At 69.7% G+C, this 25,223-nt stretch carries 20 protein-coding genes and 1 pseudogene; 13 read left to right on the forward strand and 8 right to left on the reverse strand.

Going from position 1 to position 25,223, the window contains the following annotated elements:
* Window positions 1–180: 180 nt before the first annotated feature.
* The 3 genes from ACFYW8_RS35565 to ACFYW8_RS35575 all read right to left on the reverse strand — a co-directional run bounded on the left by ACFYW8_RS35565 (window position 181) and on the right by ACFYW8_RS35575 (window position 3,075).
* Window positions 181–1,092: a hypothetical protein gene (locus tag ACFYW8_RS35565; RefSeq protein WP_389088120.1), complete on the reverse strand. Its 912-nt coding sequence runs from the start codon at window positions 1,090–1,092 to the stop codon at window positions 181–183.
* 188 nt (window positions 1,093–1,280) lie between these two features.
* On the reverse strand, window positions 1,281–2,390 hold the full coding sequence (locus ACFYW8_RS35570; RefSeq protein WP_389088125.1) for a S1 family peptidase: 1,110 nt from the start codon (window positions 2,388–2,390) through the stop codon (window positions 1,281–1,283).
* 199 nt (window positions 2,391–2,589) lie between these two features.
* Window positions 2,590–3,075 carry an MFS transporter gene (locus tag ACFYW8_RS35575; RefSeq protein ID WP_389088306.1) on the reverse strand — a complete coding sequence of 162 codons (486 nt, stop codon included), beginning with the start codon at window positions 3,073–3,075 and terminating at the stop codon, window positions 2,590–2,592.
* Between the two features lie 9 nt (window positions 3,076–3,084).
* Here ACFYW8_RS35575 and ACFYW8_RS35580 point away from each other — a divergent pair, with 9 nt between their 5' ends.
* The 5 genes from ACFYW8_RS35580 to ACFYW8_RS35600 all read left to right on the forward strand — a co-directional run bounded on the left by ACFYW8_RS35580 (window position 3,085) and on the right by ACFYW8_RS35600 (window position 7,714).
* Window positions 3,085–4,062, forward strand: a complete 978-nt coding sequence (locus tag ACFYW8_RS35580; RefSeq protein WP_389088130.1) for a LuxR C-terminal-related transcriptional regulator — start codon at window positions 3,085–3,087, stop codon at window positions 4,060–4,062.
* A 440-nt stretch (window positions 4,063–4,502) separates the two neighbouring features.
* Window positions 4,503–5,429, forward strand: a complete 927-nt coding sequence (locus ACFYW8_RS35585) for an NADP-dependent oxidoreductase (RefSeq protein WP_389088135.1) — start codon at window positions 4,503–4,505, stop codon at window positions 5,427–5,429.
* Window positions 5,430–5,785: 356 nt separating this feature from the next.
* Window positions 5,786–6,409: a TetR/AcrR family transcriptional regulator gene (locus tag ACFYW8_RS35590; RefSeq protein ID WP_389088139.1), complete on the forward strand. Its 624-nt coding sequence runs from the start codon at window positions 5,786–5,788 to the stop codon at window positions 6,407–6,409.
* Between the two features lie 137 nt (window positions 6,410–6,546).
* Window positions 6,547–7,014 (forward strand): ester cyclase, encoded by a 468-nt coding sequence (locus tag ACFYW8_RS35595; protein WP_389088144.1) that lies wholly within the window; start codon window positions 6,547–6,549, stop codon window positions 7,012–7,014.
* A 232-nt stretch (window positions 7,015–7,246) separates the two neighbouring features.
* Complete coding sequence (locus ACFYW8_RS35600) at window positions 7,247–7,714, forward strand: nuclear transport factor 2 family protein (protein WP_365882100.1); 468 nt, start codon at window positions 7,247–7,249, stop codon at window positions 7,712–7,714.
* A 107-nt stretch (window positions 7,715–7,821) separates the two neighbouring features.
* Here the strand turns inward: ACFYW8_RS35600 and ACFYW8_RS35605 are convergent, their stop codons facing one another.
* The 3 genes from ACFYW8_RS35605 to ACFYW8_RS35615 all read right to left on the reverse strand — a co-directional run bounded on the left by ACFYW8_RS35605 (window position 7,822) and on the right by ACFYW8_RS35615 (window position 10,137).
* A complete protein-coding gene (locus ACFYW8_RS35605; protein WP_389088149.1) occupies window positions 7,822–8,478 on the reverse strand; it encodes an NADPH-dependent F420 reductase in 657 nt (218 codons plus the stop codon).
* 558 nt (window positions 8,479–9,036) lie between these two features.
* The gene (locus ACFYW8_RS35610) at window positions 9,037–9,609 is read right to left on the reverse strand and encodes a YceI family protein (protein ID WP_389088152.1); all 573 of its coding nucleotides are present in this window, start codon (window positions 9,607–9,609) and stop codon (window positions 9,037–9,039) included.
* A 93-nt stretch (window positions 9,610–9,702) separates the two neighbouring features.
* Window positions 9,703–10,137, reverse strand: a complete 435-nt coding sequence (locus ACFYW8_RS35615) for a hypothetical protein (protein WP_365882094.1) — start codon at window positions 10,135–10,137, stop codon at window positions 9,703–9,705.
* 325 nt (window positions 10,138–10,462) lie between these two features.
* On the opposite strand from ACFYW8_RS35615, the gene ACFYW8_RS35620 reads away from it, so the two are divergent.
* The 4 genes and pseudogenes from ACFYW8_RS35620 (at window position 10,463) to ACFYW8_RS35635 (ending at window position 12,592) form a co-directional block, all read left to right on the forward strand.
* The gene (locus tag ACFYW8_RS35620) at window positions 10,463–10,891 is read left to right on the forward strand and encodes an Rrf2 family transcriptional regulator (RefSeq protein WP_389088159.1); all 429 of its coding nucleotides are present in this window, start codon (window positions 10,463–10,465) and stop codon (window positions 10,889–10,891) included.
* 148 nt (window positions 10,892–11,039) lie between these two features.
* Window positions 11,040–11,330 (forward strand): annotated as a pseudogene (locus ACFYW8_RS35625) (MFS transporter); the annotation flags it as partial.
* Window positions 11,331–11,946: 616 nt separating this feature from the next.
* Window positions 11,947–12,210, forward strand: coding sequence for a DUF308 domain-containing protein (locus ACFYW8_RS35630; RefSeq protein ID WP_389088164.1), 264 nt, complete (start codon window positions 11,947–11,949; stop codon window positions 12,208–12,210).
* A 67-nt stretch (window positions 12,211–12,277) separates the two neighbouring features.
* On the forward strand, window positions 12,278–12,592 hold the full coding sequence (locus ACFYW8_RS35635) for a hypothetical protein (protein WP_389088169.1): 315 nt from the start codon (window positions 12,278–12,280) through the stop codon (window positions 12,590–12,592).
* Here ACFYW8_RS35635 and ACFYW8_RS35640 read toward each other — a convergent pair.
* Both ACFYW8_RS35640 and ACFYW8_RS35645 read right to left on the reverse strand, forming a co-directional pair.
* Window positions 12,574–13,218 carry a GAP family protein gene (locus ACFYW8_RS35640; protein WP_389088174.1) on the reverse strand — a complete coding sequence of 215 codons (645 nt, stop codon included), beginning with the start codon at window positions 13,216–13,218 and terminating at the stop codon, window positions 12,574–12,576. The two genes, ACFYW8_RS35635 and ACFYW8_RS35640, sit on opposite strands and share 19 nt — an antisense overlap.
* Before the next feature lie 551 nt (window positions 13,219–13,769).
* Window positions 13,770–14,681: an SDR family oxidoreductase gene (locus ACFYW8_RS35645; protein WP_389088310.1), complete on the reverse strand. Its 912-nt coding sequence runs from the start codon at window positions 14,679–14,681 to the stop codon at window positions 13,770–13,772.
* Between the two features lie 324 nt (window positions 14,682–15,005).
* On the opposite strand from ACFYW8_RS35645, the gene ACFYW8_RS35650 reads away from it, so the two are divergent.
* The 4 genes from ACFYW8_RS35650 to ACFYW8_RS35665 all read left to right on the forward strand — a co-directional run bounded on the left by ACFYW8_RS35650 (window position 15,006) and on the right by ACFYW8_RS35665 (window position 25,222).
* Window positions 15,006–15,557 (forward strand): EF-hand domain-containing protein, encoded by a 552-nt coding sequence (locus tag ACFYW8_RS35650; protein ID WP_387299399.1) that lies wholly within the window; start codon window positions 15,006–15,008, stop codon window positions 15,555–15,557.
* A 337-nt stretch (window positions 15,558–15,894) separates the two neighbouring features.
* Window positions 15,895–16,719 carry a methyltransferase domain-containing protein gene (locus ACFYW8_RS35655; RefSeq protein ID WP_389088180.1) on the forward strand — a complete coding sequence of 275 codons (825 nt, stop codon included), beginning with the start codon at window positions 15,895–15,897 and terminating at the stop codon, window positions 16,717–16,719.
* Window positions 16,720–16,745: 26 nt separating this feature from the next.
* Entirely contained in the window at window positions 16,746–18,008 is a 1,263-nt protein-coding gene (locus ACFYW8_RS35660; RefSeq protein ID WP_389088185.1) for a cytochrome P450, read from the forward strand.
* Window positions 18,005–25,222 (forward strand): amino acid adenylation domain-containing protein, encoded by a 7,218-nt coding sequence (locus ACFYW8_RS35665; RefSeq protein ID WP_389088190.1) that lies wholly within the window; start codon window positions 18,005–18,007, stop codon window positions 25,220–25,222. The genes ACFYW8_RS35660 and ACFYW8_RS35665 overlap by 4 nt, the downstream gene beginning before the upstream one ends.
* Window position 25,223: the final 1 nt, after the last annotated feature.

Here is a 25,223-nt window from a genome sequence, read left to right on the forward strand (position 1 = left end):
TGCCGACGGCGAGGACTGTCGTACGGGTCAACAACACCAGTCCGCGAGGCCGATGAGCGGTCTGTTCACGGCTGTCGTCGACGTTCCCTACGGGTCGGACGTCGGTGTCGCTGCGCCTGCATCCAGATCCATTCGCCGTCTCCAACAGTGATCGGCTTTCTGAATGGAGTGAACGGCACCCTAGGTCCAGCTCGGCGACTGCCCGTCGGGCTCTCCGTATGGCACTGGCCGACCGGTGAGAGCGTCCAGGAGAATGCGGTCACCCAGCGGCTGCCGCAGCTGCACCTTCACGCTCTGTTCGAGCATTTCGGTGCTGCAGGGGCCGCCTTGCGCCCCCGCGACGGAGGCGTACAGAACTACGCTCTCGTCCGTCTCCAGTACCTTCACGGCGGGACCGTCGTCGCAGGCTCCATGAGTGGCCCTCACCGTGATGGACCGGCCGTCCAACGCCGTCCCGGCCAGCCGTGCGACACGCCTGAGACCGCCGACAGATCCTTGCTGAGCTTGTCCGATCGGCGGCTTGGGAAGCTTTGACGGGGTGACCGCAACTCGCCTGAGCGGGGTGTCGTAGCCCTCCAGTGTGAACAACCAGGCGGAAACGGCCGCCGAGCCTCGGCTCGTCGTGATCGTCGTTTCGCCGAGCCTCGCTCCCGTCACGGTCAGCCTGGGTCCCTCACTCCTGTTGAGGGCGAACGACTGGTACGCCTTCTGCGCACCCATCAGCGGACGGCTCAGGGGGGCTCCGCTCCCCCACTCCACCTTCCCGCGCACGGTCGCAGTGATCGGCAGCTTGCCGCGCAAGACGAAGTTCTTGCTCTCGTAGGCCCGCGCGTCCCTCTCGGTGAGCCAGCCGGATTCCGGCGTCTGCACCACGTCGGCCATCGGGTAGTAGCCCTGGCTCCAGGCAGAGGCGGCTGCGGACCCCTGCCAGGCGTCGGCCACTTCACGAGCGCGCCTCTCCTGCTTCTGCAGGGAGTCATTGTTCGCATGGCCACCGTCGCCGCGCTGATCATCGCCGCAACCGGCAAGGAGACAGGCACCCAGGAGGAGCGCAAGGAGCAGGCTGACGGGGCGCTTCGCTTGCGTGTTCATGGAGTTTCCTTGGAGGTAGCCGACGACGGATTCCCTGCTGAGAACATGGCGCGGACACTCTTCAACTCCTGGCGCCGGCCTCGGTCCACAACTTCGACGCGGCGAGAGGCGTCCGGGTTCACTCACGGCCTCTCGCGCCGCCTGCGGGGTTTCCGTCAAGACCGCAGACGGCGCGGGACGGCGTGCGGCTAATAGACCTTCAGGTGCTCCCAGGAGAGCACGCGCCACACCGGCTCGTACCAACTGGAACGATCCGATTGGGAGTCGGAATCTCCACAGGGCTGGTCGGCGTAGTTGCCGCCCGACGAGATGCCCAGAGCCGTTTCACCGCTGAAGAGGGCTCCTCCGCTGTCACCGTGCACAGTGCAGTTGCTGGCCTCGATCATGTGGTGGAGGGTGGTGCCTTCGTCGTAGGTAACCGTCGCTTCCGTGGCGAGCACCTTGCCCACCAAGTCCTGGCTCACGGTCCCCACGCGCTTCACCTCCTCGTTCTCGTACGCAGCGGCGGAACTGGATATCTGCCCTTCCGAGCCGTCCTTGTACTGGATCGTCCCGTACGGCGTGACGTCGCTGTTGGTGTACTCCACCAACCCGTAGTCGGACTGGTTCGTATCGTTTCCGTAGACCCAGTCGATGGCGCTTCCGAGGGGGATGTCCCCGCTCCTGCGGTGCCAGGTGACAGCGCCATTGTTCATGCAATGTCCGGCGGTGAGCATGTACTTGGGACCTGTACCCGTGTCGTCCTGCACGTTGAACGCGGCGCTGCAGGTGACGGTCCAGTTCGTTCCACCGGAGGTGTATTGCGACGTTATACCCAGACCGCCGCGCATGGCGTAGGCGGTCCTTTCGATTTTTCCGGAGTGTTCCGTTATGTCGACCGCATCTCCGTATCCAGAGACGGCGTTCTCGATTCGGGATCTGTCGGCGCTGGAAACCCCGTCGTAGATCTGTACGTCCACCCGGTTGCTGCTCTGATCAATACTCCAGGCGGTATTGGGAATCCCCTCCAGCTGATCCAGTTCTACTTTGGCAGACTCGAGGTCGGCCGTACTGTAGGGGACGAACTCCGCTACCGCGCCGGCACTTCGCACGGTTTCCACCGCGGCCTGATCGGTGACCGCGACGACGAGTCGTCCGTTGCGGTAGTAGACACCGGCCGCGCGCTTGTTGCCCAGCCGGCCGGCAATCGCTGTCGCCTTTGCTGGATCGGTGAGCGGTGGTGGCGCAGCTTGGGCAACGGTCGCGGTGGTCAGCGTGAGTACTCCGCCGACCACCGCCGCGAATAATCCGCGGTACACGTGACGTCTTCGCATCTACGGCCCCCCGCATTCTCGAAAGATGTGTCCTTGGTGATCGACACTCTTCGCGTGAGGCTGGTGAAACAAGATTGCCAAGGGGTGAACCAGACATGACCACTTCGCATGGCGACGGTATGTTGACCTGAACTCGCGAGCCACGGCCAAAAAGGCCCCCGGCCGTGGAGCGTATCGGGGAGGGCTACGGCTCATGTTCCGCCGGGAGGAGGGTGATGCGACACAGCTGCTCGCCGACCCACCTCACGCCAGGTACGGAGACGGCGGTGAGCTGTCGGGCCTGGCCGACTCCCTGTACCGCCCTCGCGGTGAGCAGCCACGACTGGCTGGTGGCGAACCCGCCGAGCAGCGACGCTGCGGAGAACAGGAGCAGGCCGAAGACGAACATCCGCCGCCGGTCGAGGATGTCGCCGGCGCGGCCGCCGAGCAGGAGCAGGAGCAGGAGCAGGAGCAGGCCGCCGAAGGTGACCGCGTAGGCGTTCACCACCCACTCCGGGCTGCTGCCGGAGAAGCCGACTGCCTTCTGGATGTCCAGGAGGGCAACGTTCACGATGGTCGCGTCGAGCACGACCATGAGCTGGGCGGTGGCGATGACCAGCAGAGCCGGGCCGGGGCGGTGGTCCCGGCCGCCGGCCGGGGCGGATGGTGAGGCCGCCCGCCCGGTCTCTATCTCGAGGCGATGGAGCTCGCCGAACGGTACGGCTGGGGCACGGAACCGGTGATCGCACCCGCGCTGATGACGCTCGTCGGCACGATGGTGTGGCTGGGTGAGTTCGACGAGGGCGAGCGGTGGTTGCGGCGCACCGAACGGGCTCTGCGAACGGACACCGGGCCGGACATCAGGCTGCTGCTGCACCAGACGGCCGCGATGCTGCACGCCGGTCGCGGCCGCCGCCGGGAGGCGCTCGAGGAGTTCGGCGCGGCCGAACACCTGGCATCGCGGTTGGAGGGATCGTGGGCGCTGGCGAGCCAGATGACCGGCTGGCGCCTCGCCACGCAAGCCCGCCTCGGGCTGCCCGGCGAAGCCCGCTCCGCCCTCGCGGCGCTCGATGACGAACGGGCCGGCTCAGGTGAGATCCATAATGCCCGCGCGGCGATCTGCCTCACGGAAGGCGATGCGCCAGGAGCCCTGGGTGCGTTGCACGATGTTCTCGGTGGCACGGCACCGGTCCTCGGTTACGTCACGGTCGTCGAGGCGCATCTGCTCGCCGGGCTCGCCCATCGTGAACTCGGTGACCAGCACGCGGCGAACCAGGCCACGGAACAGGCGCTGGCCTTGGCGGAGTCCGACCGGCTGGTCCTGCCGTTCGCGATGACCGGCTCAGCAGAACTGCTCGAGGCACTGCCCCAGCACCAGACCGCGCACGCCGCGCTGCTCGCCGACATCCTCGACGTCCTCCACGGCTCGTCCCCGGCGGCGGAAGAGCCGGCCGCGTTGCCGCCTGCGGAGGAACTCAGCCCGACCGAACTCAGGGTGCTGCGTTTTCTGCCGACCAACCTGTCCCGGCCCGAGATCGCCAGTGAACTCTCCGTCTCGCCGAACACCGTCAGCACACACCTGCGCAGCATCTACGCCAAGCTCCAGGTCCGTGACCGGTCCTCGGCCGTGAAACGCGCCAGAGAACTGCGGCTGCTGGCCGGCCGCCGCACGCGCTAGCCCGGCCGCCACCGGATCCCGGTGATGCGGGGTCACCTGCCCGCGCTCGACCATGGCGCCATGGACTCGGCACCCGCCCCGTACATCATCCGGATCGACGGGCACCTCGGCGCCACCGTGCTGTCGGCGTTTCCAGCGCTGGTGCCGCAGCGTCGCGGCCCGCACACCGTGCTCACCGGCCTGCTGGACCGGTCGGCGCTGTACGGCGTGCTGGCCGAGACCGAGGCGCTCGGCCTGGACCTGCTCGAGATCCAAAAGCTCACCCCGGACCGCCCGGACCGCAGATCACCGGCACCAGGTGACCACCGCTCACCTTGGCGGCCACCAGCTTCGGGCGCACTCGATCAGCCCGTTGGCTGTCGGCACACCCCAGTGCGGGGCGCGATCCGCATCAAGGAGGACCAGCCAAGTCAGCTTCAGCGAGTCGAAGGAGAGAGATCATGCCCAAGGCGGTCAGGTACGACGAGTTCGGCGGGATCGACGTGTTGCGGGTCGACGAGGTGGAACGCCCGGTGCCCGGGGACGGGCAGGTCCTCGTACACGTGAAAGCGGCCGGTATCAACCCCAGTGAGGCGGTCATCCGCACGGGGGCGGTGGCAGACCTGTTCCCGTCGACGTTCCCGTCCGGGCAGGGCAGCGACCTCGCCGGGATCATCGAGGGGGTCGGCGACGGGGTTGCCGGATTCTCGCCCGGCGACGAGGTGATCGGATTCACCCAGAAGCGGGCCTCCCAGGCCGAGCTGGTCCTGGTCGAGGCCGGTGACCTCACGCGCAAGCCGGAGAAGGTCTCATGGGAGGTGGCCGGCAGCCTGTACGTCGTCGGCGTAACCGCATGGGGGGCAGTACACGCCGTCCAGCCCGAGGAAGGTGAGACCGTCGTCATCTCCGGAGCCGCCGGAGGAGTCGGCTCGCTCGCCGTCCAGCTCGCGCGCCGTACGGGCGCCACGGTCATCGGCCTGGCGAGCGAGAGCAACCACGAGTGGCTGAAGAGGCACGACGCGATCCCGGTCGCGTACGGCGAGGGCGTCGCGGACCGCATCAGGGCCGCCGCGCCCAGCGGGGTGGACGCCTTCATCGACACCTTCGGCGACGGGTACGTCGAGCTGGCCCTCGCCCTCGGCGTCGCGACCGATCGGATCGACACCATCGCCGATTTCGCGGCAGCCGAGAAGCACGGGGTGAAGACTGACGGAGGGGTCGCGGCCGGGCCGGGCGCCAAGGTCCTCGCCGAACTTGCCGGCCTGATCGCCGACGGACACCTCGAGGTGCCGATCGCGGACGTCTACCCGCTGGCCCAAGTCCGCGAGGCCTACACCGAGCTCGAACGCCGCCACACCCACGGCAAGATCGTCCTCAGGCCCTGGTAGGGCCTGGTCAGGTTCGAATGGGGTGGGTATGACGCGGTGGCTTGACCATACGCCGCGACGGACCCCAGCTCTCCTAGGACATGGCCATCGGCGACGCGCACTCGGCCGTCCTGCCGATCGGCACCGGGTGCGTGCGGCCCACGGGCCCGCAGCACGGTCCGCACATGACGCGGCCGATCACATCAACGTCTGGGCCGGCCTCCCCGTACGCCAGCGGGACCCCACCCGCGGGCCGCCGACAAGACGAGCCCAGCCCACCCGGGAGACGGACGACGGCACGGCGTCGCACTCAGCGCCGGAAGTCGCGTTCAGGCGAGTGCTTGACAATGAAGTCAAGCAGTCGCTTGAGTTCTATCGTGAGGCCAGAGAAAACGGACCTTCGCCGCGAGGCCGGTCAGCGAACGCGGGACGATCTGCTGGCGGCTGCTCTCGAGCTGCTCGCACAGCGGGGACAGGAAGGGGTGACCCTCCGCGAGATCACCCAGAACGCCGGAGCCAACGTCGCCGCGGTGAGTTACCACTTCGGATCGCTGAAGGCACTGTGCGACGTGGCGATCGAGCACGCGCTGGAGCGATACCTGGACGCGCAGATTCGGGAGCTCGACACTCTGGCGGGGAGCTCGACGCTGAGCGAGTTGGCCGAGGCCTTCGCGCGGCCGATGGTGAGCGCCCTCGTGGCCGGGGGGCGGGAGCTGGCCGTGATACGGACCGTGGCGCGGGTGGGGATCGATCCGCCCGAAGGGTGGGAGAGGCTGGCCGGGAAGTTCGAGCGGGCCCGACGACAGGCGGTGAGGGTACTGGCGGCGAACCTTCCTGGGGTCGACGAGCGGGAGCTCGTCTTCCGTGTCCGCTGCGCGGCCGGGATGCTGAACTGGCTCGCGCTGGCGCCCATCGGGGCCGAGCTGGGCGCCGAGCCCGCCGAACGGGTGGAGCGGATGCTCATCCCCGTGGTGGCCGGGGCGCTTCGGGGAGCCCGGTAGGCGCCTGAACCGCCGAGCAGACCATGCCGCGCCCCAGCGCAACGATGAATTCAAGCGCCTGCTTGACAAGACGGCAGTCCCCTCCTCACAATTTCAATCAAAGATTTGAATGGATTCTCTCAACACGGGAGGGCACCATGAACACCAACGCGGAGACCGTGGTCCGGGCGGCATACCGAGCGGCCGAGGGCAGCGTCCTGGACGTGCGGGGCTTCATGGACCTGTTCGCCGAGGACGGCGTCTTCAACAACGTCGTCGCCGGCGAGAGTTATCGCGGTGAGCACCTTGGCGACCTGGTCGCCTTCATGGGCGCGCTCGCCCCCGACGTACACCGCGAACTGCACCGGTTCCATGTCATGGGCAACGTCGTCGCCGTCGAGCTGACGATCCAGGGCACCGTCACCGGACCGTTCGAGACACCCGCCGGGGTCGTACAGCCGACCGGCGCCAGGCTCGACATCCCCACGGCCGACTTCTGGTACGTCGAGGACGGCAGGATCAAGGAGTTCAACTGTTACGTCGGCCTCAGCGTCATGCTCGCCCAGCTCGGCGTGCAGCCCGACTTCACCTCCGCCGTCACGGCGTCGGCCGCCGTGACGAGCTGACCGAACCACCCCGCTCGACCCCCGCGACAGGCTGCTGCGCTGCTCGCGCCTCCGCAGCGGACCCTGAAGACCGGAGGGAAGGGAAAGGAAGGGAAGGGACGCCTTCATCCGGAAGAGTTCGGATAGAAGACGGCAGTGAGTCCAACTCCGGTGAGGACCGCGCACCCGCCCGGCGGAGATCCTGGGACTGGGGCGCATTGACGGCACCGCAGTCTGTGAAGGAGATGTCGCCGTGAGTATCCGCACGTCAGTCACCGAAGCTGAGGCTGCCGACCGGCTCGCCCTCCGCGAACTGGTCGACGCCTACGCGCACTGCGCGGACCGACGGGACGCCAAGGGCCAGATGGCGCTGTTCACCCAGGACACCCACTTCGTGGTGTACATGGACGCGAGGGATCCCGAGCCTACGCAGGAGTTGCACGACCGCGAGTCGCTGGCACCGGTTTTCGACGCGCTCAACGCCTACGCGGCCACCATGCACTTCAACGGACAGAGCACGATCGAGCTGGATGGCGATCGCGCGACAGGGGAAACCTACTGTCTGGCCCACCATCTGACCGAGGCCGACGACGGGTCACGGACGATGATGGTCGCCTCGATCCGGTACCTCGACACGATGGTCAAGAGGGAGCGCGAGTGGCTGTTCGCCGAGCGCCGCCTGCTGGTCAACTGGACCGAAACGCGACCCCTTCAGCTCTGATCCGTACCCGGACAGCTCTGACCCGTACCCGGAGCACCATGCCCGAGGCATTCGAACGGCCGGGTGCTTCCGAGGAACGCGCTGCCTTGCTTCTCCACATGCGGAACTCACTGGCCGGCGTCGTGCACGGCGGCGGTCGCCTGGGCGAGGTCGACGACCTCGCCGCCGGAGCCGTACTGATGCAGGTCCCCGCCGGGCGACTCGATGCGTCCGGCATCGGCCAGGCCGCCGGCCTTGACGGGATCGAACCCGGCCGTGCGGATCAGCCGCTCGGCCATCGCGGCGGCGCTCTCGTCGTCGGTGGCGTAGAACAGCGCCGCCCGTCGCGGCGTGCGGTTCGCGCTCGCGGCGAGCACCTCCGCGGCGAGGGTGCCGAACGCCTTGACGTAGTGAGCGTTCTTGGGCAGCAGGGCGGCGGCCACCGACCCGGCCGACTCCCCTTCGGGCAGCGACCGCACGATCTGGCCCTTCTCGTCGAAGGCGATCGGGTTCGAGGGGTCGATCACGACCTTGTCCTCGAGCAGGGGCGCGACCTGCGGGATCAGCTCCCTCATGGCGTCCAGCCAGACGGCGAACACGACCGTCTCCGCGTCGGTGATCGCGTCCCGCACAGAGGCGGCGCGGGCGAGGGGACCGAGCTCGTCCGCGATCTCCGCGGCTCGTGCGGCGCCCTTTCCCGCCAGGACGACGCTCTCGCCACCGGCCACCAGATGCCGGGCGAGCGCAGCTCCGATGTTGCCGACGCCCACGATTGCGGTGGTCATATCCAGTTTTCCTCTCCGTTGACGTGGAATCAGTTCAAGCTTGGGTGTTCCAGACGTCCCAGGCCTTCACCGACCCGCCTCCCCAGGCCACGGTCATCCGACTGCGGGCGAACCGGGAGGTCGACCTGCTCCCCGCCTCGTTCGCTGATCCCACTGCCGCGGCCGACCGCGGCTACGCCGCGCGCCGAATCGTCCGGCCGGAGGTCCGCGTGGAGTGTCGATCCTGTGGTCCGCGCGCACCCGATCCGCCGCCGTCGCTCGTCTCGTGGAAAGCGCCCGGCGATGCGCCGAGGAGCACGGATGGCTGCCGGCCACGCACGACGAGACCAGCGCCGATGCCCAGGCCCCGAGACCTTCTCGGTAACGTCGGGGCCGACGCTGAGCGATCCGTGCACGGGAGTCCCCTCTGCCCACCTCGGCGACCAGCCGCCACAGAGAACCCGTCCGCCTGCACAACAAGCCAGGCCTCTTCACGCACCGTCGTCCAAGACCTGCTACCGGCTTCAGCGACAGCCGCCCGCTGTCGAGCTGTCGGCTCGCAGCCCGAGCCTGTCGTGTTCAGGCGGCCGTTTCGATGGGCTCGAGGACGGCCTCGACGTCGACCGTGACCTCGACCATGGGGCTGACAACCACTCCGCCGCGGTCGATCACATCGTTCCAACTCACCCCGAAGTCATGTCGATCGATACGTGTCGTGGCGGTGAATCCGGCGCGGCGCCTGGGCCCGAGGTCCCGCCCTTCCTCCCACCAAGGGGTATCCCACTGTCCCAAGTAAGTGACGTCGAAGGTTACGGGGCGCGTCCTGCCGCGTACCGTGAGATCTCCGGTCACCTCGAACTCGGTTCCGCTCACCTGATGAACACGCGACCCGACGAACGTCCAGGTCGGGTGGTGTTCGACATCGAAGAAATCAGCACTGCGGAGGTGGGCGTCGCGCTGGGGCTGACCGGTGTACACCTGGGTCGCGTCAACCGTAGCCTCAACGCGCGCCTTCTCCGGCTCGTCGGCATCGACCTCCAGCAAGCCGTGCACGTTCTTGAGCTGCCCCCGCACATAGGTGACCATCATGTGCCTGGCGCGGAACTCCGCCGCAGTATGACCGGGCTCGAAGAACCATTTGGTCGTGGCCACATGCGCCCCTGACTTACCCCTTCAACCAGGACGGATCCAATAACGGTCACGGAGCGCGTACGGCAGCCGTGGGGCTGACGCGCTCGTGGTGCGTCACCGGTGTTCGTACACGCCCTCGGCGATGAGGGAGACGCCGATGCCCAGCATCCAGACGTCCTTGGCCAGCGCGGTTCCCTGCTCGGTCGGGCGCAGGCTGCCTTCCTGTCGCATCCCCGGCGTACGCAGGTAAAGCCCGAGGGTGCCAACGGAGAATGCGGTGAGCGCAACCCCGGCGACAGCGGCAGGGACGACCGGCAGGAGCAGTGTCGTGGCAATGGCGAGCTCACCGGCGGCGAGCAGCCGTACGAACTTGTGGGAATCGTGCCTGCCCAGGAACGGGTAGGTCGTGGCGGCGAACTGGTGCAGCCTCTCGGCGGTGGCCTCGTCCGCATCGAGTTTCGAGAGCCCCGAGTTCAGGAAGAACGCGCCGCTCGTGAGCCTGAGCGGAAGTTGCCGAGCTGCGGAAGATCGTGCCCAACCGAATGCCATGCCGAGCCTCCCAACATTGGCCCCGGGTACAACCCTGCCATCCGTTCGAAGCATGTCAAACGGGGGCCGATTGGCTTCTCCCCCACCGGCTGGGCCCCGGAGGCCCCGGACCAGGTCAGGTCAGGTCAGGTCAGGTCAAGGCAAGGCAAGGCAAGGCAAGGCAGGTAAAGCTGCCAGTCCGCCGGGGCGTTGCCCCACGCCCCGGCGCGATCCCCTCCTCGGGACCCGGGCCGCCGGCATCGAGGACTGGACATGCGCCGCCCTGTCGTAACAGAATCAGTTGCGACAAGGGCGGCATCGGCCATTCCGGGTAACGGGAGGTTCCATGAGCGCGAGCAGTCGCATGACCGTGGCCACGCACGCGCTGACCTGGATGGCGCTGGTCTGCCCCAAGCGGTCCGACGGCATCGTGACGTCCGATCAGATCGCCGTCAGCGTCAACACCAACCCCGTCGTCATCCGTCGCACCCTCGGCAGCCTGCGCAAGGCGGGCCTGGTCGTCTCGCTGCGCGGCCAGGGTGCGGGCTGGAGGCTGGCTCGCGCCCCGGAGTCGATCACCCTGAGGGACGTCTACCTGGCCGTTGAGCCCGATCCGCTCATCGCGCTGCACGCCGCAACTCCCAACCAGGAGTGCCCCGTCGGTCGGGGCCTCCCACCTGTGCTGCGGGAGGCGTACAGCCGCGCGGAGGAGTCGATGAAGGCTGAACTGGCTGCGGTCACCGTCGCCGACGTGCTGAGGCAGACGGTTGCCTGAAGCCTGAGATCCTGAACTCCAGCCCCACCCGGCTGGTCCACCTGGACCGGCCTTTCTTCGGACCATTGTCGTAACCATTTCTGTTACACCTAAGATCCTGGAAGGCCCGTCCGTCGTGTACCGATCACTTGTCGTCCTTGCCGCCGGAATGTTCGCCATAGGCACCGACAGCTTTGTCATCGCCGGCATCCTGCCGGACGCAGCGGACTCCCTCGGTGTCCCCGTCGGTACCTCAGGCTGGCTGCTCACCGCCTACGCCTTGACCTACGCCGTCCTCGGTCCCGTCATGGCCGCGCTCACCGCGCGCTGGCCGCGCCGCACACTGTTTCTCGCCGGGTTTGCGATCTTCACCGCGGGCAACCTCGTGACGGCCTTCGTCCCCGTCTTCGGCGTGGCCCTGGCCTCGCGGGCGCTCGCCGGGCTCGGCGGCGCCATGGTCACCCCCGCCGCCACAGATCGGCCGCCCGGCGAACGGCCCGTCGAGGCGGAACATCGATCACCGGCACCAAGGAGCCTTCCGACGTGCCGACGGCGTCCGAAGCACGCCGGATGCCATGGCCTTCGCTCACTCCTATCACGTCGGCTCCTCGCCCACGGGCCGAGAGCCAGGATGCGGCAGCCGCGTCCCCCTCCCAGCGTCCTCCCCCACTCGGGCGTCACCGATCCTCTCGCCGGAACGTGGTCCGCACATCCGTCACATGACTGCATTGCGTCATGTGACGGTCCGCCGCGAGGCGTTCGCGGACTGATCCGCCTGCGGAACGAAGCAATGAAGTACCGACTGCAGTCGAATGACGGATCTCCCTCCGGGCAGCCGTTCCTGGCGTTCGACGCAGAGAAGACGACCTCGAGCAAGGTCGGGCGCGCCGGCGCGCATGCCTCGCCTCTCCCTCGCTTCCTGGCAGGACGAGACGACAGCCTCACCCTGGGAGATCACCCATGCTCAGCTCGCCCAACGCACTGCTCCGGCGCAGCCTGCCGGCGGTCGCCGTCGGAGTGGTCGCGTCGGCGTGGCCTGGCATCACGGCCCTTGCTCCGACCATTTGGATCGGCGCGTGGGCGCTACGGGTGTCATGGAGATCGTCCTGGCATTCGAGCGCGGGGAAAAGCCGGGCGAGCGGGCACTGTTCGTGCTGACCGGCCTCGTGTCGGTCGTGCCGGCCTTCGTACTCTTCGCCCGGCCGGACATCGGCGCGGTCTCCCCGGCCACCGTTTTCGGGCTGTTCAGCATCTTCTACGGCACCACGGGCATCGTCGCGTCCTTCCAGGGGCGTCGCGTCCGCAAGGACATCGGCGGTGCGCAGCCGACGCACACCTGAGCCCCCAGAACCTGTCTCGAGTAGCCGGCGGTGAAGTCCTCCGGCCGCATTCCCAGGAAGAGTCACCATGAACGACACGCACGTCGCCACACACGCCACTCTGGACGCCCATCGGCGCGTCACCGTAGTCGGCGCCGTGGTCATCGGTTTCTCATGGACCGCCCTGTTCCTCGCCAAGGGCCTGACCGTCACCGTCACCGTCACCGACCCCCTGCCCGACGTGGATAAGCAGGTACACGACCAACTGCAGCAGTTCATCCCCACCCTGCGCGCGCTCGGACTCCCCACGGCCGACCTCGACCGCAACCTGCGCTTCGAAGCCGACGCTCTTCTCGCACCGCCGGCACAATCACTCGGCTGCCATCAGGCGACCAGTTGGTAGATGCTCCGGGCCATCAGGTACAGACCGAGGAACAGTGAGAGCGTGACGATCAACTGCTCCTGGTGCTGCTCCAGCCAGCTACGCAGGGCGTTCAACCGGGCGTTGGCGGCCGTGGGCGCCCAGACCGTGTACATCTCCATGATGATGAGGCTGAGTGTGGCCAGCAGGCAGTAGCCGGTCAGCGCGAGCCAGTCGGTGAGGGTGGAGAGGTCCGCGTCGACGGCGGTCGCGGCTCCGGCGCCGACCATGGCCCAGGGCTGCAGCAGCCATGCCAGGCCGGCTGCCGTGGTCGGGGAGGCGTTGTCGATCCGGGTGGTCCAGCGTGGAGGGCCGTGCGGGTGGGACGGTCGGCGGTGCCGGTGCGCGCCGTACAGCACCAGCGCGAGGCCGATGGCGAGTTTCGCGGCGATCGTCGCGGTCGAGGGCACGCTATGACGGGCCGGGGGCTGACCGCCCGTCAGCAGCACCACACAGACGATCACCGCGATCAGGTTGGCCAGCCACGACAGCAGGAACGCCAGGCCCTGGCGAACGCCGCGCCGCGAGGAGAGCAGCAGGATGAAGGCGCTGTTGTGCAAAGGCCCCAGGGTGATGGCCGTACCGATCACGAGCAGGTCGAGAACCATCGGATCAGTCGCTCCTGAAGATCAGGACCGTCTACCGCCTGGTGACGGGCGGGCGGCATGGTCAGGCGGCGCACTTGTGGCACCGCATCCCGACCCTGCAAGGGGTGGCCCGGCCGGTCAAGCAGGCCACGCCCACGTACTCGTTTGCACCAGGTTTCGGTCGTCTTGGGAGCCCAGTGGCCGCGGCCCGCTCACGCCACAGGCGGGTCGGAACACGCTGATCCAGTCGGTTTGGCCCTGGGCCCGTCCTGGACCCCGGACGGGGCTCGTTCGTGTTTCCCGCCATGCCCTCTGGGGTGCGTGCCGGGGCTTGGGAGCACGGATCACAGCTCGGCTGCGTCCTGACGTGAGAGCGAAGGCTTGGGCGTGGACCGGCCTGCCACCTCATCTGCCGCGCTCGGAGCCGCACCCGTCCCGCTGGACGTGTCGATCGCCCTTCAGCGCCGCTGGAATACGCGGCCCTGCACCCATAGATGAACGGCCACCGGTTGATCTCCGAGAAGCGAAAGGCCGCCGCCGAGCGCGCGTGGCACGTCCCGCGAACAGCATGTTCAGTTCCTGAGGTTCGTCCATACAGATGTGCCGCCGAAGACCCGGTCCAGCGCACGGTCCGTCAGCAGCCTGGACAGCACGCGGCTGCCCGTCGCGTCCCGGCCGACGGTGTAGCGGGTCCTCGGCCGCGCCGCGACCAGCGCGCGGAAGATCGCCCGGGCGACGTCGTCCGGGGTTGTGCGGCTGCTCCGGGCGGAGGTCTCGTTGGCTTCCATGAAGCCGAGGAACGAGTCCCGGTAGAGCTCCTGGACCGCCTGCGGGGCGCTGTCCAGCGCCCGGTTGCCCGTCTCGGACATCTTGCCCCACAGGGGGGTCAGCACGGCGCCCGGCTGGATCACCACTACCGGGATGCGCTGCGGAGCGAGCTCGCGGCGGAGTGTGTCGCTGAGTGCCTCCTTGGCGAACTGGGAGGCGGCATAGGCTCCGAGGTAGGGAAGAGCGACGTTCCCAAGGCCCGAGGACACGTTGACGATCCGTCCGGCGCCGGCCCGCAGCAGCGGCAGGAACCCCTGGATCACCTGCACCAGGCCGATCACGTTGATGTCGAGCTGCCTGCGCATCAGCTCCTCCGGTACGCACTCCAGCGGAGCGGTGACCGCGATGCCCGCGTTGTTGACGAGCCCCCACAGTCCGGCCTCGCCGGTCAGCGCGGAAACCTCGTGCACGGCCGCCTGGACCGACTTCTCGTCCGTCACATCGATGATCACCGGGGTCAGCCGGCCGGTGGCGGCCCCGCGCAGCCGTTCTCCGTCCTCGGGCCGGCGCACCCCGGCGACGGCGTGGAAACCGACCCGGGACATGTGGAGTGCGCAGGCTTCCCCCAGGCCGGAAGAGGCCCCGGTGATCAGTACGAACCGGCCTGCGGGTGACGTCGGACCCGACGATTTCAACACGTGTTCACTCCAGTTCAGGACGTGGACGCGGACGCGGACAGGACCGTGTCCGGCGAGCCGCCGGCGAGCCGCTCCGCCTGCCGTGACGGCCGCGGGCCACACGGTCGACTTCCGTTTTGTTCTGCTGTGACCGCTATCGGCGGTCCCACAGTAGAGGCGGTCCGCTCTCGATGAGCCGCCTCGGCGCGCGTGTCGGGCGGCGCCGGACGCACGCCCCGAAAGGGTGCGGATCAGTCGAAGGGATGAAAAGGCCGGGGCGGGCGGTCGTCGGCAGGTGCGCTCCGTCGCAGGTCAAGGAATGGTTTCCCGTGACACATCCCCCACGCCTCCCGAGGAGGACGCATGACTGCCGCTGTGCAGGACGTCATCACCATCAAGCTCGAACGCACCTTCGACACCATGGATGCCAACAACGACGGCTACCTGGACTGGACGGACTACCAGAAGCTCGCCGACCGCTACATCCAGGCGTACAAGCTCGACAAGAACGACCGCCGGGCCAGGGCTCTCCAGACCTTCTGCCAGATCTACTGGCTGGAGCTGCTGCGGCACGCGGGGGTGGACGGGGACCGGCTCACGAAGGACCAGTTCGTCATCGCCAACCGCCTCGCGGTCATCGACACCAGCCGGCTCAACGTCACCGAGGGCGGCGGCCACGCGATCTTCGACGTCATCGACGTCGACGGCGACAACGAGATCAGCAAGGCCGAGTTCGCGCGCTTCCTGCGGGACGTGTGGAAGAGCGACGCGCCCGACGCGATGGACATGTTCACCAAGCTGGACACCGACGGGGACGGCTCGATCTCGCGCCACGAGTTCATCCGTGCCGTCCGTGAGCACTTCCTCTCGAACGACCCGGAGGCGCCGGGCAGCCTGTTCTTCGGGCGTGTCTGACCGGTTCGGGCATGTCTGACCGGCTCCGAGTGAGCTGATCCCGCGACCGCACTCCGAAGCGGCCCCTGCCCCACCGGCGGCGGTACCCGGAGTGCGGTTGCGGCTCCCGGCCCGGCGTACCCGTCCACGGCTGCCCGGACGCGCGCCCGTTCCGGCACGTGGGTGATGACCGCGCCGCCGAAGAGGTGAAGCCAAGGGTCGTCGACCCCGTGCGATGCGCCTTGTTTGCCATGATCGACTCGTTTACCACCCGTAACACCGCAAGTCCGGTCGTACAGGTCGGCGGACCCCGTCCGCGGCCCCGGCCGGCGGCTCGACGAACCGTGAAAGGCCATCGATGCTTACGCAGCACCGTCACACGTCCGGTGAAGTGGGAACCTTCTACGACCGCCACACGGATGTGTACGACCGGGCGCTCGGCGGCAACATCCACGTCGGCTACTGGGACGACGCGGCGGACGGCAGCTCGATGCAGGTGGCGACCGACCGGCTGACGGACCTGGTCGCGGAGCGTCTCGCCCCGGCCGCGGGCCAGCACCTGCTCGACGTGGGATGCGGCCACGGGAGCACCGCGGCGCGCATCACCACCCACCATGCCGTGCACATCACCGGGATCAGCGTCAGCGACTACCAGGTGGACGTGGCCAACAGCCGCCCCCAGCCGCCGGACCTCCCCGGGCGGGCCACGTTCCGGCTGGCCGACGCCATGGAGAACCCCTTCGCGGACGAGACGTTCGACGGCGCGTACGCCATCGAGTCCTTGATGCACATGAAGGACAAGGCGGCGGCGCTCGGACACGTCGCACGTGTCCTGCGCCCCGGTGGACGGCTGGTCATCGCCGAACACGGTCTGGAAGGCGAGCTCAGCGGTCCGGACTCCGCCCGCATGGCCGACGCGTACGCGTACTTCAAGTTCTCGTTGAGCGACGACAGGTACGGCGAGCTGCTGCGGAAGGCCGGACTGGAGGTGGTGGACCACACCGACATCACCGAGAACGTCCGGCGCTGCTACGACAGCATGATCCGCGGCTGGCGGGACGCCGCACGCGATTCCGACGGCGAGGCGGCGCGCTACTGGCAGACAGCCGCCGACCTGGGCGAGTGGTTCTTCTGCGAGGTTCCGCAGCTCCGCTACGGACTCCTGACCGCTGTCCGCTCCTGAGTACCGACTCCTGCCGTCGAGGTGCCATGTCCTTCCTGCCCACCCGGGACCGCTGCCCCTACCGCATGGACGGCAGCGCCACGGACATCCATGGCGAAGCCGCGGCCCTGCGTGCTCTGGGGCCCGCGGCCCGGGTCGAACTGCCCGGTGGCGTACCGGCATGGTCGGTGACCGACCCGGCTCTGGTCCGACGGCTGTTGATCGACTCCCGGGTCTCCAAGGACGCCCACCGGCACTGGCCCGCCTTCGTCGACGGTGAGCTCCCCGCCGACTGGCCGCTGCGGATCTGGGTCGACATCCGTACGGTCCAGACCGCCTACGGGCCCGACCACAGCCGGTTGCGTCAGCCGTTGGTTCCCGCGTTCACCGCCCGCCGTGTACGGGCACTCGTCCCGTGGATCGAGAAGACCGCCGACGCTCTGCTGGACGACCTCGCCGAGGCGGCCGCCGCCGCCCCCGACCGGGTCGTGGACCTGCGGACGCACTTCGCCTCGCGCCTGCCGTGGCGGACCGTCACCACGCTGGTCGGCCTGCCGGAGGCCATGCACGACAGGTTCCAGGCCGTCAACGACACCGTCTTCACCACGGACCTGAGCGCGGAGCGGGCCGACGCCACCGCGGCCGAGGCCGCGCGCCTCCTCGCGGACCTGATCGTGCTCAAGACCGAGCACCCCGGCGACGACATCGCCAGCGCTCTGGTCGCCGCACAGCGCGAGGGCCTGATGGACGAGCGGGAGCTGGCCGACAACATCTGGATGGTGCTCGGCGCCGGTTACGGCACCACGGCGAACCTGCTCGACCACGCCGTGGTCAACCTCCTCACGCATCCGGACCAGTTGGACCTCGCCCTGTCGGGCCGGGTCGGCTGGGACCAGGTCGTGGAGGAGACCCTGCGGCACCAGGCTCCGGTGGCCAACTTCATGATGCGCTTCCCCACCGAGGACATCCACGACGAGCCGACCGGGCTGACGTTCGCGCGGGGCGACGCCCTCGTCGTCAACTACGCCGCGGTCGGCCGCGACCCGGGGGTGCACGGTCCGGACGCCGATCTCTTCGACATCACCCGCGCCACCGGCCGTGAGCACCTGGCCTTCAGCCACGGTCCCACCTACTGCCTGGGGGCCGAGCTCGCCCGTCTCGAAGGCCGTGTCGCGCTGGCGGCGCTCTTCTCCCGGTTCCCCGCCCTCGAACTCGCCGCGGGACGCGACTGTCTGACTCCGTTCCCTTCCCTCATTTTCAACGGGCACCGGGAGATCCCGGTGCGGCTCGAAGGAAACCCCAACAGTTGAGCACCCATCACCAAGCGCCGCATCAGCTGACGGCCTACCAGCGGGACGTGTGGGCCGTCGGCTCCCAGGCCCCGGAATCACCGCAGTTCAACTGCGTTCTCCACGAGCTTCTGCACGGTCCTGTCGACCCTCACCGGCTGGCCGCCCTCGCGGAGCGGGTGCTGCACCGCCACGAGACGTTCCGGCTGCGGTTCGCCCACGACGCCGGCACTCCCTCTCAACGGGTGGTGCCGGAGCGGGTGCCGGTCGTCGTGGTCGACCTCTCCAAGGAGCCCGAGCCGGACACCGCCTGTACCGAGTGGATGCGCAGGTCGCTGGCCGACGCCCTGCCGCTCGGCGGCGGCCCCCTGGTCGAAGCCACCCTCCTGCTGGAGAGCCCGGACGTCACGCATCTGCACATCAAGGCACACCACATCGTCGCCGACGGCTGGACGCTCGACCGGCTGAGCCACGAGATCCTCCAGGAGTACGCCCGGGAGCCGCACGGCGATCCGCGGCGGAGTGACCCGGATCCGCAGTGGAGCGGCCCGGAAACGTCCTCCTACCTGGCGTTCGTCGAGGAGGACGCCGCCTACCGCTCGGGGCGGGACGGCGACCGGGACCGTGCCTTCTACCGGGAATACCTCCGGGGCGTGACGCCCGCGCTCTTCGCCCGTACGACGGACCGCGGCCCGCGTGAACGCGGCCGCCACTCGTTCGTGATCGACGGTGCTCTCGTCGACCGGGTCCGCGCCGCGGGCTACTGGCCCTTCACCTACGTCGCGGCCATGCTCGGCACCTACCTGACGCGGCTGCACAGGAGCGAGGAGGTGGTCCTCGGTGTCCCCTTCCTCAACCGTCCGACGGAGCGGCACCGGGACGTTCTCGGCCAGTTCGCCAACACCCTGCCCCTGCGGGTCGCGGCGCCCGGCGGGCTGACCGTCCGGGAACTGCTCGACGGGGTCCAGGACGGGACCCGCGTACTGCGGCGTCATGAGCGGCTCTCGCTCGGCGACATCCTGCGTGAGGCGCCCGCGGCGGCGCGGGGCCCGCGGCAGCTCTTCGACGTGACGCTCTCCTACCTGAACTGGTCCCGGCCGAAGACTGCGGGAATCGTGCGGCAGGGCACCCTGATGGCTCCCTCGCACGACCGGGACGCACTGGGCGTTCTGGTGTCCGCCTTCGACGACACGACCGACCTCCGCGTCGACCTGGACCACGCCCGGGACGTCTTCGACGGAGACCTTCCCATCACCTCCGTGGCGGGCCACCTCACGACGCTCCTGGAGCGCGGGCTGGACCTGTTGGACCAACCGCTGTCCGAGGTGCCCATGCTGTCGCCGGCCGAACACCGGGATCTCACCGCCGGGCGTGCCCACGGCCGGCGCGTGCCCTTCGCGGACCGGGCCACCCTGCACGGGCTGTTCGAGGCGCAGGCCGCCCGCCGGCCCGAGGGGACGGCGGTGGTCGCGGCGTCCGGGGAGACACTGACCTACGCCGAACTCGACGAACAGGCCAACCGTGTCGCGCGCGCCCTGCGCGCGGACGGCATCGGCCCGGACGATCGTGTCGCGGTGATGATGGAGCGGGGGCCGCGGTTGCCGGTCGCGCTGCTCGGCATCTTGAAGTCCGGCGGCGCCTACGTGCCGGTGGACCCGGGATACCCGGCCGAGCGGGTGGACTTCCTGCTGCGCGACAGCCGGGCCAAGGTGGTGATCGTCGACGACGACGCTCCCGCCGGTCCGCACGCGGACGCGACGGCGCGACGCGTCGGTGACCTGCTGACCGGCAGCGGCGCCCCGGTCGAACCGCTCGTCGGCTCCCGCGACCTCGCCTACGTCATCTACACCTCCGGTTCGACCGGGCGGCCCAAGGGCGTCATGGTGGAGCACCGCAGCGTGGTCAACCGCCTCGCGTGGATGCAGCGCCGCTACCCGCTCGGCGAAGGGGACGTCCTCCTTCAGAAGACGCCGGTCTCCTTCGACGTCTCGGTGTGGGAGCTGTTCTGGTGGGCGGCCGAGGGGGCGGCCCTGGCCCTGCTGCCGCCCGGCGGCCAGCGGGACCCGCGCGAGGTCCTGCGGGCGATCCGCGAGCACCAGGTCACCGCGGTGCACTTCGTTCCCTCGATGCTCGGCCCGTTCCTCGACCTGCTGGAGGAGTCGGCGACGGCACGCGAGGTCCTCGGCACCCTGCGCCACGTCTTCTGCAGCGGTGAGGCCCTGCCGGCCCCGCGGGTCGAGCAGTTCAACCGCCTGGCCCGACGGTGTCGTCGGGAGAGCGGCGCCGAGCGGTCGGCACTGCTCGTGAACCTGTACGGCCCGACGGAGGCGACGGTGGACGTCTCCTTCCACGACTGTCCTGCCGATCCCGCCCACGGCATCACACGGGTGCCCATCGGCCGGCCGATCGACAACACCAGGCTGTACGTGCTGGGCGCCGACGACCTGCCGCAACCCGCCGGGGTCGCCGGCGAACTGTGCATCGGCGGAGTCGGCGTCGCCCGTGGGTATCTCGACCGTCCGGAGCTGACCGCCGAGAGGTTCGGCGGCGACCCGTTCGTGCCGGGCGGCCGCCTCTACCGCAGCGGAGACCTGGCCCGGTGGCTCGCGGACGGCACCCTGGAGTACCTGGGAAGGATCGACGACCAGGTCAAGATCCGGGGCAACCGCGTCGAGCCCGACGAGGTGGCCGCCGTGCTGCGCGCGGTACCCGGGGTGAGGGACGCCATCGTGGTGGGCCGTACCGCCCCCGACACGGGAACCGTCCTGGCCGGCTACTACGTCGCCGACGCCCGGATCGACACCGCGCTGCTGCGCGAGCGGCTCGGGCGGACACTGCCGGCGTTCATGGTCCCGGCCTCCTTCACCCGGATCGACGGCATTCCGCTGTCTCCCAACGGAAAGGCCGACCGCGACGCGCTGCCCGCACCGCACGACACTCTCGACGCAACCGGGGACGGGCAACCGCGCAGCCGTACCGAGACGGTCCTCGCCGAGGTCTGGGCCGACGTCCTCGGCCATGACGCCGTGGGGGTGCACGACGACTACTTCGCCCTCGGCGGAGACTCGATCACCATGCTCAGGGTGCGCGCCGGGGCGGAGGCCCGCGGCCTGCGGTTCTCGCTCACCGACCTTCTGCGGAACCCGACGGTGGCCGGCCTCGCCCGATGCGCCGAGGAGTGCGACACGGCCGGGACCGAGAGCGTCCCGGCGCCGTTCGCCCTCGTGGCCGACCTGGACCGGGCCCGGCTGCGGGACGCCGAGGACGCCTACCCGCTGACCCGGCTCCAGCTCGGTCTGCTCTACCACAGCCGCAGGCACGAGAGCTCGGCCAGGTACCGGGACGTCTTCCGCTACACCCTGGAAATGCCCTGGAACGAGGCGGAGTTCCGGCACGCCTTCGACCGGCTGACGGCACGGCACCCGGTGCTGCGGTCGGCCTTCGACCTGGCCGGCGCCGAACCACTGCAGGCCGTCCGTCCCCGGGTACGGGGCGGCCTGGAGATCGCCGACCTGCGTCCGCTCGACAGCGCGGCGGCCGAGGCCGAGGTGGGCGCGCACATCGAGGCCCGCCGCCGTCACCCCTACGTGTTCGACCGGCCGCCGTTGTACCTGTTGCGCGCCCATGTGCGGCCCGCCGCCGTCGACCTGGTCCTCAGTTTCCACCACGCGCTGCTCGACGGAGGCAGCGTCGCCACCCTGGTCCGGGAACTGATCCAGGACTACGCCCACGGCCTCGGCCTGGACATCGGCCCCGTCGAGGACACGGTGTCGCCCTCACCGGCGGCCCACGTACGGCTGGAACAGACCGCCCTGCGCTCGGAGGAGTCCCGGCGCTACTGGCGCGGGAAGCTGGCCGGCTGCGGACCCGTACCGATCGAGTCGTTCTCACCCCACCTGCCCGAGGCCGGCCACCAGCCGGCCTCCCGGCGGGTCGACCTGCCCGGCGACCTGGTGGAGCGGGTACGGCACTTCGCGGCCGAACACGCCCTGCCGGTGAAGTCCGTGCTCTTCGCGGCGCACACGCTGACCCTGGCCACGCTCGCCGGCACCCGTGACATCACCACCGGTCTGATCACCCACGGCCGGCCCGAACTGGCCGGGGCGGAGCGCACCGCCGGGCTCTTCCTGAACACCGTGCCCGTACGGCTGGACACCGCGCGGGACACCTGGCTGGAGGTGGCACGCGAAAGCCTCCGCCAGGAGCAGGAGGGCCATCCTCACCGCCGATACCCGTTGAGCGCCGTCCAGGAGGACCACGGCGGACCCGTCCTGGACACCGCCTTCAACTACGTGCACTTCCACCAGCTCTCCCCGGTCCTCGGCCTGCCCGGCCTGCGCCTCAGGGAGTTCCGCACCTGGGAGGAGAACGACTTCCGACTCCTGGTGAACGCGGTCACCGAACCGGACCGCACCGGCATGTGGCTGCGGGTCGACTGCGACGGCACGACGTTCTCCGCCGCCCAGGGCGACCTCTTCGCGACCGGCTACCTGCGCATCCTGCGCCGCCTGGTGGAACGACCGCACAGCAGGCCGGACCTCGCCTTCCTCGCCCCCCGGCCCGTCCTCGCCTCCCCCGACCGGCACCCGACGGTCGTGACACGCTTCGCCGAACAGGCCGCGCGCACTCCGGACGCGACCGCAGTGGTGATGGGCGAGGAGCGGTGGAGCTACGCCCGGCTGGCCGAGGCCGCCGAGAACGTGGCCGCGAGGCTCTACGCGCTCGGGGCCCCGGCGAACGCCCGGATCGGGATCGCCATGAACCGGTCCCCGCTGACCATGGCGGTGCTCCTGGGCGTCATGCGGGCGGGCTGCGCGGTCGTCCCGATGGACGTCGGCTACCCCGCCGCCCGGCTGGCCACGATGGTGGAGCAGGCCCGGCCCTTCCGCGTCGTGGCCGAGGCCCCGTACGCCCACCTCGCCGGTGATCCGACGCTGCTCCTGCCCGCCGAATCGGTGGCCGCGCCCACGCCCGCGCCGTCATGCCGGGCGCGGGGCGGCACGGACGCCGAGAGCACCGCGTACGTCCTGTTCACCTCGGGCTCCACCGGGACCCCCAAGGGCGTCGCCATGCCGCACCGCACCCTGGCCGCCCTGGTGGCCTGGCAGGCCGGGGCGCCCAGCGCGGCCGCGGGCGGTGTCACTCTGCAGTACGCGCCGCTGAGTTTCGACATCTCCTTCCAGGAGATCTTCTCCACGCTGAGCTTCGGCGGCACCCTGTGCCTGACCGGCGACGCGGAGCGGCGTGACATGCCGGCGCTGCTGCGCCTGCTCGACCGCGAGCGCGTCGAGCAGGTCTTCCTCCCCCCGGTGGCCCTGCAGCAACTGGCCGAAGCCGCCGGCACGCTGGGCATCACCCCGCGGACCCTGCGGGTGATGATCACCTGCGGCGAGCAGTTGCGCGTCACACCGGAGATCCGCAAGCTGTGCGCCGGGCTTCCGGGAGCCGTACTGGAGAACCAGTACGGTCCGACCGAGACCCACGTGGTCACCGCGTTCACCATGACCGGTGACCCCGCCGCCTTCCCCGCACTGCCGCCGATCGGCGTCGCCGTCGACGGGGCCGAGGTGCACGTCCTGGACAAACGGATGCGTCCGGTGCCGGCCGGGGTGCGGGGAGACGTCTACCTGGGCGGCGGCTGCCTGGCCGACGGCTACGAGGGCCGCCCGGACCTGACCGAGGAGCGCTTCCTGCCGCATCCCTTCGCGGGCGGGGACCACCGGCTCTACTACACCGGCGACGTCGGCATGGTGCTGCCCGGCGGAGACGTCGTCTTCCTCGGACGCGACGACGCGCAGGTCAAGGTGCGGGGCTTCCGTGTGGAGCCGGGCGAGGTGGAACTGGCCGTCACCGGCCTCGCGGCGCGGTACCCGGGACTGCGTGACGCCGCGGTGGTGGCCCGGCGGCGGACGGACGGCGAGACCTTCCTCGCCGCCTTCCTCCTCGGCGAAGGCACGGACGAGGAACTGGCCGACATCCGCGAGCGGCTGCGCGCCACGCTGCCCGACTACCTGGTCCCCGCGCACCTGCAATGGGTCTCCCGGTGGCCGCTCACCCCCAGCGGCAAGCGTGACGACGCCGCACTGCGCCGCGTCCCGCTGACCGTCCCCGGGCGCGCTCCCGCCACCGCGCCGCGCGACGCCTACGAACAAGCACTGACCGAGATGCTGGCGGACGTGCTGTGCCTGGACACGGTTGGAGTGCACGACAGTCTCTTCGACCTCGGAGGCACCTCCCTGGCCGCGATGCGGTTGGTGGTCCGCATCGAACAGCGCTACCGGGTGTACATCCCCCTCTCGGAGTTCATCGCCACACCCACCCCCGCCGGACTCGCGGCACGGCTGCGCGACGGCGGAGCGAGAGCCGTGTTCGACCCCTTGGTGCCGATCAGGCCGCAGGGCATCCGCCCACCGCTGTTCCTGGTCCACCCGATGGGCGGCAACGTGCTGTGCTACGTCGCCTTCGCCCGGCATCTCCCGGACGACCGGCCGCTGTACGCGCTCCAGGCCGCGGGAGCGGACCCCGGCACCACCCCCCTGCGCAGCGTGGAGGACCTGGCGGACAGCTACCTCGCCGCGTTGCGGACGGTCCAGCCGCACGGCCCCTACACCATCGGCGGATGGTCCTTCGGCGGCTTCGTGGCCTTCGAGATCGCCCGTCGGCTGCGGGCGGCGGGCGAGCGGGCCGCCCTGTTCGTACTGGACACCACCGCCCTGGAGCAGGGACCGCGAGCCGCGCACGACGACGACGGCCTGCTGGAGTGGTTCGCCCACGAACTGCTCTGGCCGCGGCTCGGCGGCACGTCACCGGCACGGATCATCCCTGACGGACTCGTTTCGCCGGAGGAGAGGTTCGCGTTCATCGCGCGCGTCGCGGGCGAGCGCGGCGTCCTGCCGGCCGGCAGCTCCGGGGCCGTCGTCCGCCGCATGTTCGGCGTCTACCGGGCCAACTGGCAGGCGACCCTGGACTACCGCCCCCCGCGCGAGCATCAGGACCTCACGCTGATCCGCGCCACGGAGCCGTTGCCCGCCGTCCTGTCCGGTCTGCACGACGCCGCCCGAACCCGGCACCAGGACCCCTGCAACGGCTGGAGCGCGATGACCGGCGGACGGATCCGGATCGTCGGCGTCCCCGGCGACCACCTGACGATCATGGAAGAGCCGCACGTGGCACACCTGGCCGCCACCGTCGCGGAGCTGATCGACGACCCGGCCCGAACCGGCCAGGAGAGCTGAC

This window comes from Streptomyces sp. NPDC002742, from assembly GCF_042888885.1.
GTDB lineage: Bacteria > Actinomycetota > Actinomycetes > Streptomycetales > Streptomycetaceae > Streptomyces.